The organism is Nonomuraea sp. NPDC005501 (assembly GCF_040605905.1).
In the GTDB taxonomy this organism is placed as follows: Bacteria; Actinomycetota; Actinomycetes; order Streptosporangiales; family Streptosporangiaceae; genus Nonomuraea.
Window position 1 is genome coordinate 32,952 of the sequence record NZ_JBEXDT010000054.1, and the last position, 18,001, is coordinate 50,952.

General features: G+C 72.9%; 16 protein-coding genes and 1 pseudogene. 7 read left to right on the forward strand and 10 right to left on the reverse strand.

What is annotated here, in order from left to right; translation table 11 throughout:
• The first annotated feature begins 202 nt into the window (after nt 1-202).
• Nucleotides 203-853, forward strand: coding sequence for a pyridoxamine 5'-phosphate oxidase family protein (locus ABZS51_RS24835; protein ID WP_355445338.1), 651 nt, complete (start codon nt 203-205; stop codon nt 851-853).
• Between the two features lie 40 nt (nt 854-893).
• On the opposite strand, the gene ABZS51_RS24840 is transcribed toward ABZS51_RS24835, so the two are convergent.
• From ABZS51_RS24840 to ABZS51_RS24860, 5 genes and pseudogenes are all read right to left on the reverse strand, one after another.
• Nucleotides 894-1,388 carry a CBS domain-containing protein gene (locus tag ABZS51_RS24840; protein ID WP_355445340.1) on the reverse strand — a complete coding sequence of 165 codons (495 nt, stop codon included), beginning with the start codon at nt 1,386-1,388 and terminating at the stop codon, nt 894-896.
• On the reverse strand, nt 1,370-2,224 hold the full coding sequence (locus tag ABZS51_RS24845; RefSeq protein WP_355445343.1) for a universal stress protein: 855 nt from the start codon (nt 2,222-2,224) through the stop codon (nt 1,370-1,372). Before ABZS51_RS24845 ends, ABZS51_RS24840 begins: the two co-directional genes overlap by 19 nt.
• 115 nt (nt 2,225-2,339) lie before the next feature.
• Nucleotides 2,340-2,555 (reverse strand): annotated as a pseudogene (locus ABZS51_RS24850) (molybdopterin-dependent oxidoreductase); the annotation flags it as partial.
• 34 nt (nt 2,556-2,589) lie between these two features.
• The gene (locus ABZS51_RS24855) at nt 2,590-3,240 is read right to left on the reverse strand and encodes a pyridoxamine 5'-phosphate oxidase family protein (protein ID WP_355445346.1); all 651 of its coding nucleotides are present in this window, start codon (nt 3,238-3,240) and stop codon (nt 2,590-2,592) included.
• Between the two features lie 214 nt (nt 3,241-3,454).
• Nucleotides 3,455-4,171, reverse strand: coding sequence for a hypothetical protein (locus ABZS51_RS24860; protein WP_310712656.1), 717 nt, complete (start codon nt 4,169-4,171; stop codon nt 3,455-3,457).
• 199 nt (nt 4,172-4,370) lie between these two features.
• Between ABZS51_RS24860 and ABZS51_RS24865 the strand changes: the two genes are divergently transcribed.
• The 6 genes from ABZS51_RS24865 to ABZS51_RS24890 all read left to right on the forward strand — a co-directional run bounded on the left by ABZS51_RS24865 (nt 4,371) and on the right by ABZS51_RS24890 (nt 14,808).
• Entirely contained in the window at nt 4,371-5,624 is a 1,254-nt protein-coding gene (locus ABZS51_RS24865; RefSeq protein ID WP_355445349.1) for a GAF domain-containing SpoIIE family protein phosphatase, read from the forward strand.
• 80 nt (nt 5,625-5,704) lie between these two features.
• Nucleotides 5,705-9,076, forward strand: a complete 3,372-nt coding sequence (locus ABZS51_RS24870; RefSeq protein WP_355445352.1) for an AAA family ATPase — start codon at nt 5,705-5,707, stop codon at nt 9,074-9,076.
• Between the two features lie 102 nt (nt 9,077-9,178).
• Nucleotides 9,179-10,123 carry a hypothetical protein gene (locus ABZS51_RS24875; RefSeq protein WP_355445355.1) on the forward strand — a complete coding sequence of 315 codons (945 nt, stop codon included), beginning with the start codon at nt 9,179-9,181 and terminating at the stop codon, nt 10,121-10,123.
• A 51-nt stretch (nt 10,124-10,174) separates the two neighbouring features.
• Complete coding sequence (locus ABZS51_RS24880) at nt 10,175-10,942, forward strand: hypothetical protein (RefSeq protein ID WP_355445358.1); 768 nt, start codon at nt 10,175-10,177, stop codon at nt 10,940-10,942.
• 264 nt (nt 10,943-11,206) lie between these two features.
• Nucleotides 11,207-12,928 (forward strand): ABC transporter ATP-binding protein, encoded by a 1,722-nt coding sequence (locus tag ABZS51_RS24885; RefSeq protein ID WP_355445361.1) that lies wholly within the window; start codon nt 11,207-11,209, stop codon nt 12,926-12,928.
• On the forward strand, nt 12,925-14,808 hold the full coding sequence (locus tag ABZS51_RS24890; RefSeq protein WP_355445364.1) for an ABC transporter ATP-binding protein: 1,884 nt from the start codon (nt 12,925-12,927) through the stop codon (nt 14,806-14,808). The genes ABZS51_RS24885 and ABZS51_RS24890 overlap by 4 nt, the downstream gene beginning before the upstream one ends.
• A gap of 294 nt (nt 14,809-15,102) precedes the next feature.
• On the opposite strand, the gene ABZS51_RS24895 is transcribed toward ABZS51_RS24890, so the two are convergent.
• The 5 genes from ABZS51_RS24895 to ABZS51_RS24915 all read right to left on the reverse strand — a co-directional run bounded on the left by ABZS51_RS24895 (nt 15,103) and on the right by ABZS51_RS24915 (nt 17,998).
• Nucleotides 15,103-15,408, reverse strand: coding sequence for a hypothetical protein (locus ABZS51_RS24895; protein ID WP_355445367.1), 306 nt, complete (start codon nt 15,406-15,408; stop codon nt 15,103-15,105).
• Nucleotides 15,409-15,486: 78 nt separating this feature from the next.
• Entirely contained in the window at nt 15,487-15,834 is a 348-nt protein-coding gene (locus ABZS51_RS24900) for a DUF202 domain-containing protein (protein ID WP_355445370.1), read from the reverse strand.
• 64 nt (nt 15,835-15,898) lie between these two features.
• Entirely contained in the window at nt 15,899-16,225 is a 327-nt protein-coding gene (locus tag ABZS51_RS24905; protein ID WP_310712647.1) for a DUF202 domain-containing protein, read from the reverse strand.
• A 56-nt stretch (nt 16,226-16,281) separates the two neighbouring features.
• Nucleotides 16,282-16,668, reverse strand: coding sequence for a hypothetical protein (locus ABZS51_RS24910; protein WP_310712646.1), 387 nt, complete (start codon nt 16,666-16,668; stop codon nt 16,282-16,284).
• Between the two features lie 40 nt (nt 16,669-16,708).
• Nucleotides 16,709-17,998 (reverse strand): ABC transporter substrate-binding protein, encoded by a 1,290-nt coding sequence (locus ABZS51_RS24915; RefSeq protein ID WP_355445374.1) that lies wholly within the window; start codon nt 17,996-17,998, stop codon nt 16,709-16,711.
• Nucleotides 17,999-18,001 lie beyond the last annotated feature (3 nt).

The window sequence follows — 18,001 nt, forward strand, 5'->3', positions numbered from 1 at the left end:
TTCCTCCTCCCACGCTCCTCCCCTCCCCCGCCGCCGGGCAGCGGCGAACGTCCCTCCGCACCGGACCGAAGGTCCCCGGCGCCCCGGCCCGGCGGGCGGAGGATGTCTCAGGCGCCGGGTAGCGGGGTACCGTCCCCGGCACGGCCGCCGCGCGGACGGCGACGGGCGCCGGCTCGCGTGGTGACCGACAGGGGGGACGGCCATGACCGGCGATCTCGGACGCCGCATCATTCACTACCGCGAGCAGCGCGGGCTGACGCGCGAGCAGCTCGCCGAGCGCGCCGGGATGGCGCCCGGCTACGTCGAGTACGTCGAGCAGCATCCCGACACGATCGCCACCGGCGCGCTGACCCGGCTGGCCGGGGCCCTGGGCGTAACCTCCGGCGACCTGCTGGGCGGCGGCGCGGACCGGCCGCCGGGCCCTGGCCCCGCCCAGGCGTCACCCACGCTGGAGAAGCTCGGCCGCGACGAGTGCGTGCGCCTGATCTCGCCGGGCGGCATCGGCCGGGTGGCCTTCAGCGGTCCGGAGGGGCCGGCCGTGATGCCGGTCAACTATCGCCTGCTGGAGGGCGCCGTCCTGTTCCGCACGGCCCACGGCGGCCCCATGGACCGGGCGGTGCGCACGGGTGTGAAGGGGGTGGAGGTCAAGATCGGGTTCGAGGTGGACCAGATCGACGAGGCCCGGCGCGAGGGCTGGAGCGTGCTGGTGCAGGGCCCCGCCCACCTGGTCACGGAGGAGGAGCTGCCCGGGGTCACGGGGGCGGGGGTCACGCCCTGGGCGGGCGGCGAGCGCGAGCTCTACATCCGCATCGTCCCGCACCAGGTCACGGGCCGCCGCATCCACGGCCTCTGACCCTCCCCGGCCACGCCGGCACCCGGGTCCTTCCCGGCGGTCACGGCCGGGGTGGGAGGACCGGCTCCAGGCGGAACATCCCGGTGATGACCTCCCCGGGAGCGTCCGAGACGTCGGTGCGGCCGGCGACGGCGTTCAGCACGTCCCTGGTCGTGATGAGGCCGACGAGGCCGCGCGCGGACACCACGGGCACCGCATCGCAGCCCGCGTCCACCATGAGGCCGGTGACACGCCGCAGCGTGTCGCCGGGGCCGACCCGGGGCCGGGGCTCGCGTCCCAGCATCGAGCCGACCTGGCGTACGGACTGTTCGGACGGCCCGCCGGACCAGGAGGCGGCCAGCTGCTCGCGCGACAGGACGCCGAGCACGTGCCGCCCGTCCACGATCGGCAGGTGGTGCACGCCGGCCCGGCGCATCAACTCCCAGGCCATCAGGGGCGACTCGTCGGACGTGATGGTGACGAGCACGCGGCTCATCACCTGCTCGGCCGTCAGGGACGCGATGTCCCGGTCGGTGGTCATGTCCGTTCCCTCCATGTCCGCTCCTTGCGCGGCCGTACCACCGCGACGGGGCATGCCACGTGGTGCAGCACGCCGTGGCTGACGGACCCGAGCACGGCGGAGACGAACCCGCCCAGCCCGCGCGAGCCGATCACCACGAGGTCGGCGGTGAGCGCCGCCTTCATCAGGGCCGACACCGGGTGCTCGCACACCTGGTCGTCGACGATCCGTATGTCGGGGTTCTTCTCCCGCCAGGGCACGACCCGCTCGGCGGCCATGCGCACCTCCTGCTGGTACGCGTCCTGGATCAGGCCCCCGTACCCGGTGGCGTACGGGGAGTAGACCGGCATCTGCCAGGCGTAGACCACGTGCAGCTGGGCGTTGCGCGCGCGGGCCTGCTCGACGGCGTACTCCATGGCGGCCTGCGAGTGCTCCGACCCGTCGTAGCCCACCACGACCTGGCCGTGCTGGACGACGGCGGTGCCGCGCACGACCACGACCGGGCAGGCGGCGTGGCCGGCCACGGCCATGCTCACGGAGCCGAGCACCATCCCGGCGAACCCGCCGAGGCCCCGGCTGCCCAGCACCATGCTTTCCGCCAGGATCGACTCGCCGACGAGGGCGTCGATCACGCCGCCGCTCAGCATGCCGCTGCTCACGTCGGCGTCCGGCGCGAGGGCCCGCGCCCGGTCGGCGGCGGTCTCCAGCATCGCGGAGCAGTACTCCGTGCTGCCCGCGGGCGGTCCCCACTGCTCGCAGACGTGTACGACGCGGAGCGCGAGCCTGCGGCGCCGCGCGTCGACGGCGGCCCATTCCACCGCCGCCGTCGACGGCGCGGACCCGTCCACGCCGACCACGATCCGTCCGGCCATAGCCCATCGCCTCCCGTCGGGACTCTCACCTCCAGCCTGGTCGCGGCCGGGGGAAAGCGCCCGGGGAAGAAGTCACCGATGCGAGGGCCATTGGTCCCATGCGGTCAGCCGGCACGGCCACCACGTGCCGGCGCGTGCCCAGGTGGGTCCTCGCCAGGTCGCTGAAGTCGCGGGCGATGGCGTGGAAGGCGGCGAAGTCGGTGCGGGTCTGCCAGGGCGGGTCGATCGCCGGGGTGAAGGCGTGCACGAACGGGTTCATGTCGGTGGACGACAGGTCGTGCTTCTCGTACCAGGTGACGGCGAGCAGCACGATGTCGGAGGACAGTGTGGTCAAGCTTCGAGGCGTGGGCTCGGAGGTACGGGCGTCAGTCGGTGGTGATGCGGCGGCCCGTCACGCGCGACGGCGTGATCCGCAGGTACTGCCGGCGATCGCCGCCCGCCCACGGCTGGACGCCCGTCGCGGCCACCGCCGCCTCCTCCTCGTCGGTGACGTGGTGCAGCGAGCCCTGCACGAGCACGCTCCACCCGCCGCCGGTCAGCTCCTCGACGCTGTCCACCTCGAAGGCGACCTTGTACTCGACGCCCTTCATGCCGGTGCGCAGGTCGGCGTCCGTCGTGCCGCCGGGGGTCGTGCGGAAGACGATCGCGCCGACGTCGGACAGGCGGTAGTTCACCGGCAGCACCGTCAGGCCGTAGCGGCCCTCGAAGGCGATGCGGCCCACCCCGCCCGGCGAGATGAGGCGCAGGCACTCCTTCTCGTCCAGCTCCACCAGGTCCGCGCCCGGCGCCGCGGCGCCCGCACCGGCCGGCGCCTCGTCCAGCAGCTCACGCACGGTCGCGTCCAGCGCCGCGGCCAGCTTGGCGGCCGTCTCGCGCGCGGCCGCGCCGGACTGCTCCTCCAGGTAGCCGATGTACGCCGCCTCCACACCCGCCCTTGTGGCCAGCTCCTCGCGGGTCAGGCCCAGCGACTCACGCCGCTCGGCGATCCGGCGTCCGAGGGTCCCGAGATCCGACATGTAGCTCTCCATCTCCACGGCCTGATGTCTTCCCTCGGCTCACGGTAACGGGCCGATGCTCCGGATCGTGGTCATGACGACGCCCTGGTGACCTTCGCCCCCGATACCGGTGACCTCCGTCCCACCCGCGCCGCATCTGCCGCCTTTGCCGCCTTGCCGCCCGCGCCGCGGCGGGCGCGTCGCCGCGCCCGCCGCACCCTTCCGGGGCGCCCGGTCAGTGCCCCATCACCGGACGTGTGCCCGCGGCCCGGACGGGCAGGTGCTCGCGGATCAGCATGTAGCTCGCCACCAGTACCCAGATCGCCACGAGTATGGTCGGAACGAGCGACATCAGGGGCGCGTCCGGGGCCAGCGCCCTCGCCGTGCTGCCCACACCGAGCGCGGTCAGCAGCTTGATCGCCGCCACGACGATCGCGAACCAGGCCATCCACATCGGCAGCACATGCGTGCGCATGATCGCGGCGGCCGTCACCGCGAACGTCGCCGCCAGCGCGATGCCGCTGATCATGCTCATCACGGTCAGCGCGGTGTACGGGCCGGCCGCCAGGGCCAGCAGGGCGCCGCGGTGCGTGGTGATGGCGTACGTCAGCCCGGCGAACAGCGACACTCCGAGGAACATGACCGTGGAGACGAGCACGTACCCCGCCAGGACCAGCGTCGGCGTGTCACTCGCGTCGTCGGCCCGGCGGAACGCCGTGGACAGCGCCACGCCGAACCACAGGAACAGCATCGTGGCGATCGCGTACAGCACCGACGCCGCCAGGACCTGGGTCCGGTACTCGAACAGGTATCCGGCGACGCTGGTCGCGGACTCGGCGACGCTCGGGGCGTTCCCCATGACCAGCCGGCCGATGAGCCCCACCACGATGGCGGCGATGCCGGCTATCCCGCCCCAGCGAAGCTCGTGACTCTCCTTCATCATCGATTTCATCGACGAACCACCCCCCCATCTCATCTTCAGCGGCCCCCCAGACGGAACGCCAGGACACGTCCGCCAACCTTTGCTGTTTCTTTGGCGCCGCCGCCTCTGGTCCGGCGGCCGACTCCGTCCGAGCCTCGCCCGCGAACATCAGTGTCAAAACCCCAGGACACCGGTAGAAAGGACGTCAAGGACTACGAGGAGTGAGCGGGTGCCGGACGACGGAGAGCGCATGCTGGGCGGCCTGGTCGCCGCTCACCACCTCGCCACGCTCGAGGACCTGACGCGCCTGGTCGCCGCGTACGCCGAGCCGGTGGGCTTCTCCGGTGTGCTCCTGTACGTCGCCGACCTCCAGCAGCAGTACCTCATCCCCCTGCCTGGCCAGCGGCACGAGGACGGCACGCCGTTGGAGCGCATCCGGGTCGACACCACCGTGGCCGGGCGCGCGTTCCGCTCGCTGGACGTGGTCCAGACCCGGCCCAGCAGCGGCCCGGCCGCGGCCGAGCCCGAGGCGGGGCAGGCGCCCGCCGCGCAGGAGCCGCGCCGGATGTACCTGCCGCTGCTCGACGGCACCGAACGGATCGGCGTGCTCGTCGTCACGGTGCCCCGCGACGACGAGCGCGTCCGGTGGCTGGCCTCCCAGCTCGCGGCCCTGACCGCGCTCATCATCGCCAACAAGCGTGACACCAGCGACACGTACGCCCGGCTGGTGCGCGCCCAGCCGATGCAGCTCTCGGCCGAGATGCTGTGGACGCTGCTGCCGATCCGGACGTTCGCCACCCACCGGGTCGTGGTCACCGCCGCCCTCGAACCCGCCTATCTCGCGGGCGGTGACGCGTTCGACTACGCGGTGACCGGCGACAGCCTGCACCTGTCGATGTTCGACGCCATGGGGCACGACACCGCCGCGGGGCTGACCGCCACGATCGCGGTGGGCGCCTGCCGCAACACCCGCCGCGAGGACGCGGACCTCGTGTCCATCAGCGAGGCCGTGGACGGGGCCATCTTCGAGCAGTTCGGCGGCACCCAGTTCGCCACCGGGGTCCTGGCCACGCTGGACATGGGCACCGGGCTGCTCACCTGGGTCAACCGCGGCCACCACCCGCCGCTGGTGCTCCGCCACGGCCGCCTGGTCGCCACGCTGGAGACCGCCCCCGACCCGCCGATGGGCTTCCGCCTGGGTGCCATCCACCAGCCGGCCCGCTACCAGCTCGAACCCGGTGACAGGCTGCTGGTCTACACCGACGGGGTGATCGAGGCGCGCAGCCCCAGCGGGGAGGTGTTCGGCCTGGAGCGGTTCGTGGACTTCGTCGTCCGCCGGGAGGCCGACGGCGTGCCGCCCCCCGAGACGCTGCGCCGGCTCATCCAGACACTCCTCGAGCACCAGCAGGACCGCCTCCAGGACGACGCCACGGTGCTGCTCGTCGAATGGCGCAGCCAGCGCGAGCGCGATCTCCTCCCCTGACCACGGACATCGCCGACGGCCCTTACCCGGGAGTGGACAAGGTCCCATACTGACTCCTGACTTGATCGTCAGGAGGGTGGATGCTGTACGGACGCGCCCGCGAGCAGGCCCGGATCGACGCGTTGACGGCGGCGGCCCGGGCGGGCCAGGGCGGAGCCGTCATTGTCAGGGGCGAGACCGGCATCGGCAGGTCCGCGCTCCTGGACCACACCGCCACCCATGCCACCGGCTTCCTGCTGCTGCGGGCCACCGGAGTCGAGCCGGAGAGCGAGCTGCCGTTCGCGGCCCTGTACCCGCTGCTCCACCCGGTGCTCGCCCACGCCGGTCGGCTGCCCGCCGACCGGGCGGAGGCGCTGCGCGAGGCGGTGAAGGCCGCGCCGCCCGAGGCGCCGGACCGGTCCCGGACACGGCTCGTGGGGCTGGCCGTACTGGACCTGCTGGCGGACGTGGCGGCCGAGACGCCGGTGTTGTGCCTGGTGGACGACGCCCACTGGCTGGACCGGGCGTCGGCGGAGGCGTTGCTGTTCGCGGCCAGGCGGCTGGGCGGGGAGCGCGTCGCCATGATCCTCGCCGCCCGCGACGACATACCCAGCCGTACGCACCCGGCGCCCGCCCCCATGATCACGGACGGAACGGCGGCCGGGACCTTCCCCGCCCTCCGGTCCGGCACCTTGACCGGGGCCGGGGTCGAGGAGCTGTGGCCGGCCGGACTCGACATGACGGCGGCCGGCGAGCTCCTCGCCGCCCGCGCCCCCGGCCTCCCCTCCCAGGTACGCCACCGGGTGGCCGAGGAGGCCGCCGGAAACCCGCTGGCGCTGGTCGAGCTCGCGGCCGCCCTCACCCCGGAGCAGCAGGCCGGCCGGCTGGGCCCACTCCCCCTGACCTGCGAGTGCGGCCCCCTGTCCAGCCGGGTTCGGGCCACGTTCGAGACGCCCGTCCACCGCCTCCCCGAAGCCACCCGGGCAGCGCTGCTCGTGGCGGCGGCCGACGACACGGGCGACCTCGACGTCATCCTGCGCGCCGCCGCCCGCCTCGGCGCCACACCCGCCGACCTCGAACCCGCCGAACGCGACGAGCTGGTGCGGCTCTCGGCCACAGGGCTGACCTTCCGTCACCCGCTGTTCCGCGGCGCGGCCTACCGAACGGCACCGTACTTCCGCCGGGTGGCGGCGCACCGGGCACTGGCGGACGCGCTGGAAGGCGAGGCGCACACGACCCGCCGCGCCTGGCACCACGCCACCGTCACCGCAGGCCCCGAGGACTCCCTGGCCACCGCCCTCCACAACGCCGCCCTCCACCTCTTCTCCCGCGCCGCCGACCCGCCGGCCATCACTCCGTGTGAACGGCACGCGGACGGGACGCTCACGTACGAGCGGCACACGGACGGGACGCTCACGGACGAGACTCACACGGCGAGCGCCCTGGGTGACGGAACGCTCGGGGCTCGGGCGTCCGGGGAGGGGTTGCCCGTGGTCGTGGCTTCCGTCGCGTACGAGCGGGCGGGCGAGCTGAGTGCGGAGCCGGGCCGGTCGGCGGAGAGGTTCGTGGCCGCGGCGGAGCTGGCGTTCCAGGCAGGGCTCACCGGGCGTTCCGCCGCCCTGGCCGACAGAGCCGCGGCACTCCCCTCCGCCCCGGCCACCCGCGCCCGCCTCGCCGCTGTGCGCGCGGGCATCGAGAGCGTCCACGGCTGCCCCGAGACGGCAGCCCGCGTCCTCCTGACCGGCGCCCGTCACGCCCTCACCGCCGAGACGGCACCGACGCAGCAGAAGAAGAAGGCGACCACCAGGCCGGCCCCTCGCACGCCAGCGGAACCCGCGTCTCCCGATGGGCCGACGACGGGTCAGGGGCCGGCGGTGGAGCGCGGGCCGCGGGTGGACCGCGGGCCGCAGGTGGATGGCGCCTCCGCTGTGGGCGCGCCGGTGGCGAGGTCGGCCGCAATGCGGTCGCCGGCGGTGCGGTTGCTCGCGGATGCGGTGCGGGAGGCCTCCTCCGCATGTCACGGGGTGCTCGCCGACGCCGCCGCCACCCGTCTGGCCACGCTCACCACGCACCCGGCGGCCGGGACAGCGGCCGCCGCGGACCGCGACATCGCGGGAGTGTTCGCCGCCGGAATGGAAGTGATGGGGCGGATGGTGGCCGGGCGGGCGGCGACGGACCTCTCCCCTGTGCGCGCGGCGCTCCGGTCGGTACAGGTCTCCTCCGCGGACCACCCGGACCTGCTCGCCCCGGCCGCGTGGATGGGCGTCGCCTCGGGGGACGAGGTCGTGGGCCGCGAGCTGGCCGTCCTGCTCACCGAGCGGTGCCGCCGCCACGGGCTGATCGGTGTCCTCCCGGAGGCCCTGACCCTGCTCGCCCAGGCCGAGCTGTCAGCCGGCCGCCACGGTGAGGCGGAGGCGGCGGCCCGCGAAGGGCTTCGTGCGGCGTCCGCCGTCCGGCAGCCGTACCGGGCCGCCCACCTCCACGCCCTGCTCGCCTGGCTGGCCGCCGTGAACGGCGACGAGGACCGCTGCCGCCGGCTGACCACGCCGGCTGGGGCCGCCCCGGCTCTCCTCGCGGTGGACGGCCACACCGCCACCCTGTTCGGCGAAGCCGCCTGTGCCACCCGAATCCCTCACCTGGCTGAACCCGCTCAGGTCGCTGAGGGCGCTCGGGCCGCTCAGGCGGTCGGGACGTGGGCATGGGGGCTGCTGGAGCTGGGGCTGGGGCGGCCGCGGCCGGCCGTCGAGCGGCTGGCGGCTCTGTGGTCCGGCGCCTGCCACCATCCGCTCGTCGCGCTCCACGCCGTGCCCGACCTGGTGGAGGCCGCCGTACGGGCCGGGCTGCGCGAGCCGGCCGAGGAGCCGGCGGCCAGGTACGCGGACTGGGCCGCCGCCTCCGGCCGTCCTTGGGCCAGAGCGGTGGCCGCGCGGTTGGAGGGTCTGCTGGCCCACGACGACGAGGCGGGCCGGCACTACGCCAGAGCCGTCGCCATCCCGACGGGGCAGCCGTTCCAGCAGGCACGGACCGAGTTGCTGTACGGAGAGTGGCTGCGGCGCGCGCACCGGCGGTCGGAGGCGCGGCGGTACCTGCGTGCGGCGTTCGAGACGTTCGGCGCGCTGGGCGCCACGCCTTGGGCACGCCGGGCGGGCGGCGAGCTCCAGGCCACGACCGAGCCGGCCCGCCGCCGCGGAAATCTTCCGGGGTTGCTCGGGCGGCTCACCCCGCAGGAACGGCAGGTGGTGCGGCTGGCCGCTGCCGGGCTCTCGAACCGGCAGATCGGTGCGCGTCTCCTCCTCAGCCCCCGCACCGTCGGACATCACCTGTACAAGGCGTTTCCCAAGCTCGGCGTCGCCTCCCGGGGGCAGCTCGCCGAGCTCGGCATCCTCGCCGAGCCGGAGCCGCCGGCGGAGCTCGGCCCGTTCGCCGCGCTCGACGGGCCGGACCGACTTAGCCGCGTGACCGGGCCGACTTAGCCGGCGCTCCGGAACGTCCCTGAGCCGAGGATCTGACGGCCGATTCGCGCATGATCGTCCGCGCTCTACCGTGCTTGCGATCCCATGGAACGGAGTGCGTGGATGCACAGACTCCTCAGGTGCGGCCTGGCCGCGATCATGTCCTCGGTCGTGGCCGCGGCGGCCCTGGCCGTCACCGCGCCGCCCGCCTCGGCGGACCCCTCGCGCAGCGACGGGCACCGGGTGACCCTGCTGGTGCACGGGTTCGACCGCGAAGCCGACACCAACTGCGCGAGCTCCTGGAAGAACGCGCGGGACCTGCTCCTCGCCAACGGGTGGACCGACGTCCGCACCTTCGGCTACTACAACAAGAGCACGAACTGCGACATCAAGTTCAACGGCACCACGGACACCCGCATCCAGGAGATCGGCCGCCAGCTCGCCTGGACCGTCTACTCCTCCTACTCCAGCCAGGGCGTCCCGGTGGACATCATGGCGCACTCCATGGGCGGTCTCATCGCCAAGGCCGCCATCGAGGGGGTCAACAGGTACGGCGTGGCGGCTGCCGCTCCGGATGTCGACGCAGTCTCGATGGACGCCCAGAGCATCGGTGCGACGGCCGTGCCCACCGGCTGGCCCCCGTACCTGTACATCGAGGACATCGTCACCCTGGCCACCCCGCACAAGGGCATCGACACGGCGCTGGTGGACGTGTGCAGCCTCACCCACGAGCAGTGCAGCGACATGCGGGACGGCAGCGGCTTCCTGAAGTGGCTGGGCGCCCAGCCGCCCTCGCAGATGGGGACGGACTACACCTTCCTCGCGTCGTCGTACGACGACACGGTCGCGAAGGGCTCGGCCACGAACGGCAACACCGCCCACCACTGGGCCCTCTACACCAAGAACGCGGACGGGGGGACCCTGAGCCACACGGCGATGCGGACGACCGCGACCGGCGAGTGGCAGGCCTCCTGGGGCGGCTCCAAGACCGCGTCGGGCTCGGGCAGCACGTACGCCCCGCCGTTGGTGCGGGCCATGGAGGCCCTGTTCAGCCATGAGGGCGCCTGACGCGGGACCACAGAGGACAACCAGAAGCGGTTCTGAGGTGTCCTACCTGCCATGAAAGCGAACTTCCCGGTCAAGCTGCTGGCGGCGGTCGCCCTGACCGCCGCCTGCGGCGCCGTGACCACCCCCGCCTACGCGTCCGCCCCGACGACCTCACACAGCCCCGTGGGCTCAGGCAGGGCCGTGACCTCGGACGGGGCCGACGCTCCCCGGCTGGTCGTCGACCGAGGCCGGCGGGGGCCGTGCCGGTGGTCCGTCGCCTACCCGGAGTACCGCGGCGCGGACGCGCTCACCGCGGCTCTGCGCAAGGACACGCGGGCCCGCCGCGACGCCTTCCTCAAGGGCGCCACCGCGCGCTTCTGCCCTGAGGGCGACCGGCTGACCGTCTCCCCCGCGACCCTGGCGGCCTCCGGCGACGTGGTCGGCGTCCGGCTGACCACCCGGGTCGAGGCGGCCGGCGACGGCACGACCACCCGGACGTACTGGTACGACGGCAGGACCCACAAGGTCGGCACGCTCCGGCTGCTGCGCCCCGGCGCGGTCGCCGAGCTGGGGGCGCTGGTGAAGCGGAAGCTGACGGGCCGCCAGGGCATCGAGGCCGCCCGGCTGGACGCCGCCCTCCGTTCCCCCGCGACGGGGCTGACGGACGTGGCCTTCACCGGGAGCGGGGCCCTGCGGGTGCACTTCGACCGGGACACGGTCGCGGTGCCGCCCGCCGGGGCGATCGAGGTGACGATCGGCGCGGCGGACGTCACGCCGCTGCTGTCGGACTTCGGCCGCCGCGCCCGGCAACGTACGGCAGGCGCAGCCGGGGGGCGCTGAGCCGGAGGAGAGGCCACTCCCTCAGCCATCGGATGCTCAAAAACACTAACCAAGGCGATATGTCAGGTCCGATTCGGTTGGGGGGAGAAAGGCGGGAAAGCCGAGCCAGGCGGCCGTGACGGCGTCGCTGACCCGCCAGCGTGGCGGACCGAAAATGGGTTGATCCCACGTATTAGCCTGGTAGGGATGCCTCCCGATACACGTTCACCCCGCCGTCCGCTGCCCTTCTCACTCCCAGCCCTGTCGTCCCACGCCCTGTGGCGGATGAAGCCCTACCTCCGTCCGTACGTGGGCAAGCTGGTGTTCATCTGGCTCGTCGCGGTCCTGTCGATCGCCGCCAGCATCACGCTGCCGCTCATCGGCAAGGAGGTCGTCGACGGCCCCGTGCTCAGCGGTGACACCGGCGCTCTGCTGCCCCTCGGCCTGCTCGCGCTGGGCGTCGGCGCGGCCGAGGCGCTGCTGATCTTCCTGCGGCGCTGGACCCAGATCGGTCCCGTGCTCGGCCTGGAGACCCGCATCCGCGACGACCTGTACGCGCACCTGCAGCGCCTGCCGATGGCCTTCCACGGCGAATGGCAGTCGGGCCAGCTCCTGTCCCGCGCGACCACCGACCTCTCGACGATCCGCCGCTTCCTCGGCTTCGGCATGCTCTTCCTGGTCATGAACATCCTTCAGCTCACCACCGTCACGGTGCTGCTGCTGAACATGTACTGGCCGCTGGGGCTCCTCGTGGCCGCCTCCGCCGTACCGATCGTGCTGGTGTCGAACCGCTTCGAGAAGCGCTACATCAAGATCTCCCGGCAGGTGCAGGACGAGCAGGGCGACCTCGCCACGCTCGTCGAGGAGTCGGCCATCGGCATCCGCACCATCAAGGCGTTCGGCCGCCGCCACCACGTCTACGAGCGCTACGACGACGCCGCGCTCAAGGTGTACCGCACGTCGATGGACAAGGTGCGGCTGTCGGCCCGGTTCTTCACCTTCCTGGAGATGATCCCGAACTTCACGCTGGCGCTGGTGCTGCTGCTGGGCGCGCTGGCCGTGGGCTCGGGCGTGCTGACGCTGGGCACGCTGGTCGCCTTCATCACGATGATGCTCCAGCTCGTCTGGCCGATCGCCAGCCTCGGTTACATCCTGGCGATGGCGCAGGAGGCGATGACCTCCGCCGACCGGGTCATGGAGGTCATGGACACGAAGCCGGCCATCGAGGGCGGCACGCGGGTGATCGAGAACCCGCGTGGCCACCTGCGGTTCGAGGGCGTGGAGTTCCGCTTCCCCGGCGAGGCGCAGCCGGTCCTGCGTGACCTGTGGCTGGAGGTGCGGCCCGGCGAGACCGTCGCCGTGGTCGGCGCCACCGGCTCGGGCAAGACGACGCTCACCTCGATGGTGCCGCGGCTCGTCGACCCGACCGCGGGGCGCGTCACCATCGACGGGCACGACGTGCGCGACCTGACGCTGCCCGCGCTGCGCGAGGTGGTGGCCACGGCCTTCGAGGAGCCGACGCTGTTCTCGATGAGCGTGCGCGAGAACCTCACGCTCGGCCGCCACGACGCCACCGAGGAGGAGCTGGACGACGCCATCCGCACGGCGCAGGCGATGTTCGTCCACGACCTGCCGTGGGGCCTCGACACCCGCATCGGCGAGCAGGGCATGTCGCTGTCCGGCGGGCAGCGGCAGCGGCTCGCGCTGGCCAGGGCCGTGCTGAGCAGGCCGCGGATCCTCGTGCTCGACGACACGCTCTCGGCGCTGGACGTCGAGACGGAGGCACTCGTCGAGCAGGCGCTGCGGCACGTGCTGCGCGACGCGACCGGCATCGTGGTGGCGCACCGCGCCTCGACCGTGCTGCTGGCCGACAAGGTCGCGCTGCTGTCGGGCGGCACGATCACGCACGTCGGCCGGCACCACGAGCTGCTGGCCGAGGTGCCCGCCTACCGCGAGCTGCTGGCCCAGGACGCCGACCTCGACCCGTCCGAAGGAGCGCTGCGATGACCGCCCCGGCGACCGGTCCGGCGACCACCCCCACCTCCCCCGAGTCTCCGGAGCCCCCGGAATCCAAGGGGTCCGACTGGCGCGGGGTCGCCTCCGAGGACCAGGACGAGCTGTCCGAGAAGGTGTCGGTGCTGCTGCGCGCCCGCTCGCGCCGGCTGCTCGGCGGCCTGCTGTCGCCCCACCGCAAGGCGATCGCGCTGCTCACCGGCATCATCGTCGTCTCCAACCTGTGCGGCCTGGCCATCCCGTACCTGGTGAAGGTGGGCATCGACGCGGGCATCCCGCCGATGCTCAAGGGGACCGGCCCCGGCACGCTGCTGACCGTCATCGGCGTGATCCTGGCGGCGGCGGTCACGCAGGCGCTCACCCGGCAGGCGTTCCTGCAGCTGTCCGGAAAGATCGGGCAGGGCATCCTGCTGGAGCTGCGCAGGCGGGTGTTCGACCACTTCCAGCGGCTGTCGCTGAGCTTCCACGAGAAGTACACCTCCGGCCGTGTGATCTCCCGGCTGACCTCCGACATCGAGGCCATCGCCGAGCTGCTCCAGTCGGGCTTCGACAGCCTGGTCACCGCGGTCCTCACCCTGTTCGGCACGGCCGTGCTGCTGGTGGTGCTGGACGTGCACCTCGGCCTGGTGGCGCTGCTGCCGCTGCCCCTGCTGCTGCTGTTCACCCGCTGGTTCCGCCGCCAGTCGGCGATCGTGTACCGGCGCACCCGCGAGACCGTGGCGCTGGTGATCGTCCACTTCGTGGAGTCGATGACCGGCATCCGGGCGGTGCAGGCGTTCCGCCGCGAGCCGCGCAACCAGGAGATCTTCACCAAGCTCAACGACGACTACCGCGACGCCAACGCCCGCAGCATGCAGCTCATCGCGGTGTTCATGCCCGGCATCAAGCTCATCGGCAACCTGACCGTCGGCGGCGTGCTGCTCTACGGCGGCTGGCTGGCGCTGCACGGCGAGGTCACGGTCGGCGTGCTGGCCGCGTTCCTGCTGTACCTGCGCCAGTTCTACGAGCCGATGCAGGAGATCAGCCAGTTCTACAACACGCTCCAGTCGGCGGGCGCGGCGCTGGAGAAGCTGTCGGGCGTGCTGGAGGAGGAGCCGGGCGTGCCGGAGCCGCGGGACCCGGAGCCGCTGGCCGAGGCGCGCGGCGAGGTGCGCTTCGAGCACGTCAGGTTCGCCTACGTCGAGGAGATGCCGATCCTGCCGCGGCTCGACCTGACCATCCCGGCGGGCCAGAGCGTGGCGCTGGTCGGCGCGACCGGCGCGGGCAAGACGACGCTGGCCAAGCTCATCTCCCGCTTCTACGACCCGACCGGCGGCCAGGTGCTGCTCGACGGCGTGGACCTGCGCCGGCTGGACGAGCCGACGCTGCGCTCGGCCGTCGTCATGGTGACGCAGGAGAACTTCCTGTTCAGCGGTACGGTCGCCGACAACATCAGGTTCGGCCGGCCCGAGGCCACCGACCGGCAGGTACGCGAGGCGGCGCGGGCCATCGGCGCCCACGACTTCATCTCGGCGCTGCCCGAGGGCTACGACACCGAGGTCGGCAAGCGGGGCGGCCGGATGTCGGCGGGCCAGCGGCAGCTCGTGGCCTTCGCGCGGGCCTTCCTCGCCGACCCGGCGGTGCTGATTCTGGACGAGGCGACCTCCAGCCTGGACGTGCCCAGCGAGCGCCTGGTGCAGCGGGCGCTGCGGACCATCCTGGCCGACCGGACCGCGCTGATCATCGCGCACCGGCTCTCGACCGTCGAGATCGCCGACCGGGTGCTGGTGATGGAGCGGGGCGAGATCGTCGAGGACGGGCCACCGGACCGGCTCATCGCCGCGTCGGGCCGCTTCGCCGGGCTGCACCGGGCGTGGCTGGAGAGCCTGAGCTGACCGGCCGGGCCCGCGACGTGGACCCGCGACATGGTGATGGAGAGGGCGCCCGCGCGCGCCACGGTTCCTCCCTCGCCAGGCGGCGGACGCGACGGCGCCGCCGCCACGGGTCCCGATGGGAACGCGGGCGCCATGTCGAGTCTCGGCCAGGCGCACACGCTGCGGCAAGACGCGGCTTGTGACACCTGGGGCCAGGAAATGCTCACCTGCTGTCACGTGACATGAGTCGTCTTCACGTGACCTCCGTCTCCGGGGACGGCCACGGGCCGCCGTTCCCGGAGACGGAGGGTCCCGTCAGTAGCGCGGCCGTTTGGGGACCGGGCTGATCAGCGGCGTGTCGTCGGGCCGGGCCGGCTCCTGAGGCGGAATGAGCTCCGGATGGTGCCTGAGGTACCCCTCGGGGAACGTGGTGGCCTGCTGACAGTGGCAGCGTGGGCAGATCATGCCCTCCGTCGGCGGAGGCACGGCGACCCCGCCCTGCATCCAGACGACCCGTTCGTTGCCATGGCGGTCCTCGCCGTGCCTGACGAGGTACTCCTCTTCCCACACGTGCCAGCAGCGACGGCACTCGAACGGCACCACTCTGCGCAGTTCTTCCATGGGTTCACCCCCTAGACCGAGTGTCATCCCGGAGGGGCATGTCCGGCAAGCCGTCCCCAGCCTCCCGACCTGGGACGATCACGCGGTGAGCACGAACGCGAACGCACCGGCCACGGCGCACAGCGTCCCCGCCCACGCCAGCAGGGCGTCCACCCGGTCGTCGGTGGAACGGCCGCCGTGCAGCGCCGCCTGCACGCGCCGGAACCGCAGGCCGGTGCGCAGCAGCAGCACACCCCCGCAGAGAGCGGCCAGCGCGAACCCGATCGCGGTCATCACGGGCAGGGCGTGCCGCAGCGTCATCCCATGGCGCAGGGCCAGGCCGGCGGCGGCGAGCCCGCCCGTGGACAGCACCACGGCCGTGCGCACCCAGGCCAGCCGGGTGCGCTCGCTCTGCAGCCCCGAGTCCCAGATGTCGCCGAGCTCCACGCGGTCCGCGGACTCAGCGGGGTCCGACGGACGGTCAGGGCCTGACATGTCGGGGCGCGACATGTCAGGCCGCGACCACGATGCAGACCAGGGCGATCACGGCGACCGCGGTCACCCCGCACCCGAAGACGACCGCGAGGGCGGGCGGCGGCAGCGGCTCCTGCTTGCGCAGGGCGCGCTGGATGTTGCGCCAGCGCGGGTAGGCCATGCCGGCGGCCAGCGCGGACAGGGTGACCAGGACGATGGCCAGCAGGGTGCGCGCCCACGGCACGAAGACGCCTTCCGGCACCGCGGCCATGGCCACCCCGCCCGCGCTGAGGGCCAGCGCGGTGCTGAGCCACGTCAGGAAGGTGCGCTCGTTGGCGAGCGTGAAACGCGGATCAGGCTCCATACTGCGAAGCTAATTCGTCCCCATTCCCCCTAGAGAAGGCGGGGTTGGTGCACGGCTCAGCTACACGCCTTGGCGACCTTCTCCAGGTAGGCGGCCGTGTCGGTGCCGACCTTCTGGGCGGCGTCGACCGCGTCGTTCACGTTCTTGACGTCGATGCCGCCCAGCGTGCGCGCGAGGTCGTCGGTGGCCTCCTTCAGCGTCGTGTTGGCCGCCTTGTCGGCCACGTCGTTCAGCTTCTTGGAGGCGTCGTCGAGGGCCTTGTCCATCGCCTGGGGGTCGTCCTTGAGCTTGCCGATCTGGCTGCCCAGGTCGGCGACGATCTTGGGGGCCTCCAGGCACGCCTGGGTCTTGTCGATCGTCTGGTTGACCTCGGCGCACCCCGCGGTGACGACGAGGGCGGCGACGGCGGCGAGGGACGCGAACCGGGTCTTGAGGGGGCTCATACCGGTGACCCTACCCAACGCCCTCCCGCCGCGGCCGGACTCACAGCTTGGCGTAACAGGGACCGTCGAAGGTGTACGCCCTGGCGGTGGGGCCGACGTAGAAGTCCTTGACAGTGGTCACGCCGGTCGGCGCCTTGTCGTCGAGCCGGTTGATGAGCGTCTGCCGGAAGGTGGCCGTGTTCGGGTCGTCAGCGTAGTTTCCGGCCTCGGGCGGCAGCATGCCCTCGTAGTCGACGGTCTTGAGCTTCTTGACGGCCGCGAGCAGGCCCTGGCGGCTGACGTCGCCGCCGGCCACCATCGCCTCCAGCGCCGCCTTCATGGGGTACGCCCACGCCCAGCCGGAGGTGTAGCCGTCGTTGGGGGTGACGCCGGGCAGCGCGGCCCGCATGGCCCGGTGGCCGGGCGTCTCGGCGTTCCACGGCCGGCCGGGCGACGACTGCTCGTACAGCGCCTTGAGGGCCGGCGCGGCGGGCGACTTGAGGAGGGCGGGGTTCCAGGTGGGGCCGGTGCCGATGAAGCGGCCCCTGAAGCCGGCCGCGGCGGCCTGGCCCACGATGGTCGCCGCGTCGGCGGGCCCGGTGGTGAGGACGACGAGGTCGGGCCGGCCCTTGGTGATCTCGGTGATCGCGCGGCCCTGCTCGGTGGCGCCCGACGGCGTCTCGACGTCGGTGAAGGTCAGGCCGTTGCGCTGCGCGGCGATCTTCGCACCGGCGGCGGCGTCGGCGCCGTAGTCGCCGGCCAGGTGGACCGCCATGACGCTCTTGGGCCGGTGCGCCTCCATGGCGTAGTCGACGGAGTTCATCGCCTCGACGCAGTAGTTCGAGCCGGACTCGATGATCACGTCCTCGAACTCCCAGGCCGACGTCCACGACGCGGGGGCGGCGACGACGCTGCCGGCCTTGAGGTCGCCGAGGATCGCGGCCGTGGTGGGCGAGCCGAGCGTCTGGGCGAGGGCGAGGACGTGGTCCTTGATCTCGTTGTAGACCTGCCGGTGGACCTCGGGGTTGTACTTGTTGTCGCGGACGTAGGTGGTGACGTCCACCTCGTACTTGCCGCCGACGCCGCCCGCCTTGTTGACGCGGGCCCAGAACGCCTTCTGCGCGTCGGTGATCGGCACGGCCAGCGCCGCGAACGGCCCGGAGGTGAGGTCGGAGACGGTGCCCAGGTAGATGCACCCCTTCTTGGGGTCCACCGCGGAGGGGCAGGGCTCGGCCGTGACCCCCGGCGTCCGGACGCCCTCGCCCTCCTTCTTGTCGTCCCCCCGGATGACGCCACAGGCCGGCAGGAGGACCGCCAGCGCGGCGACCGCCGCTACGGAGCGACTTCTCATGGA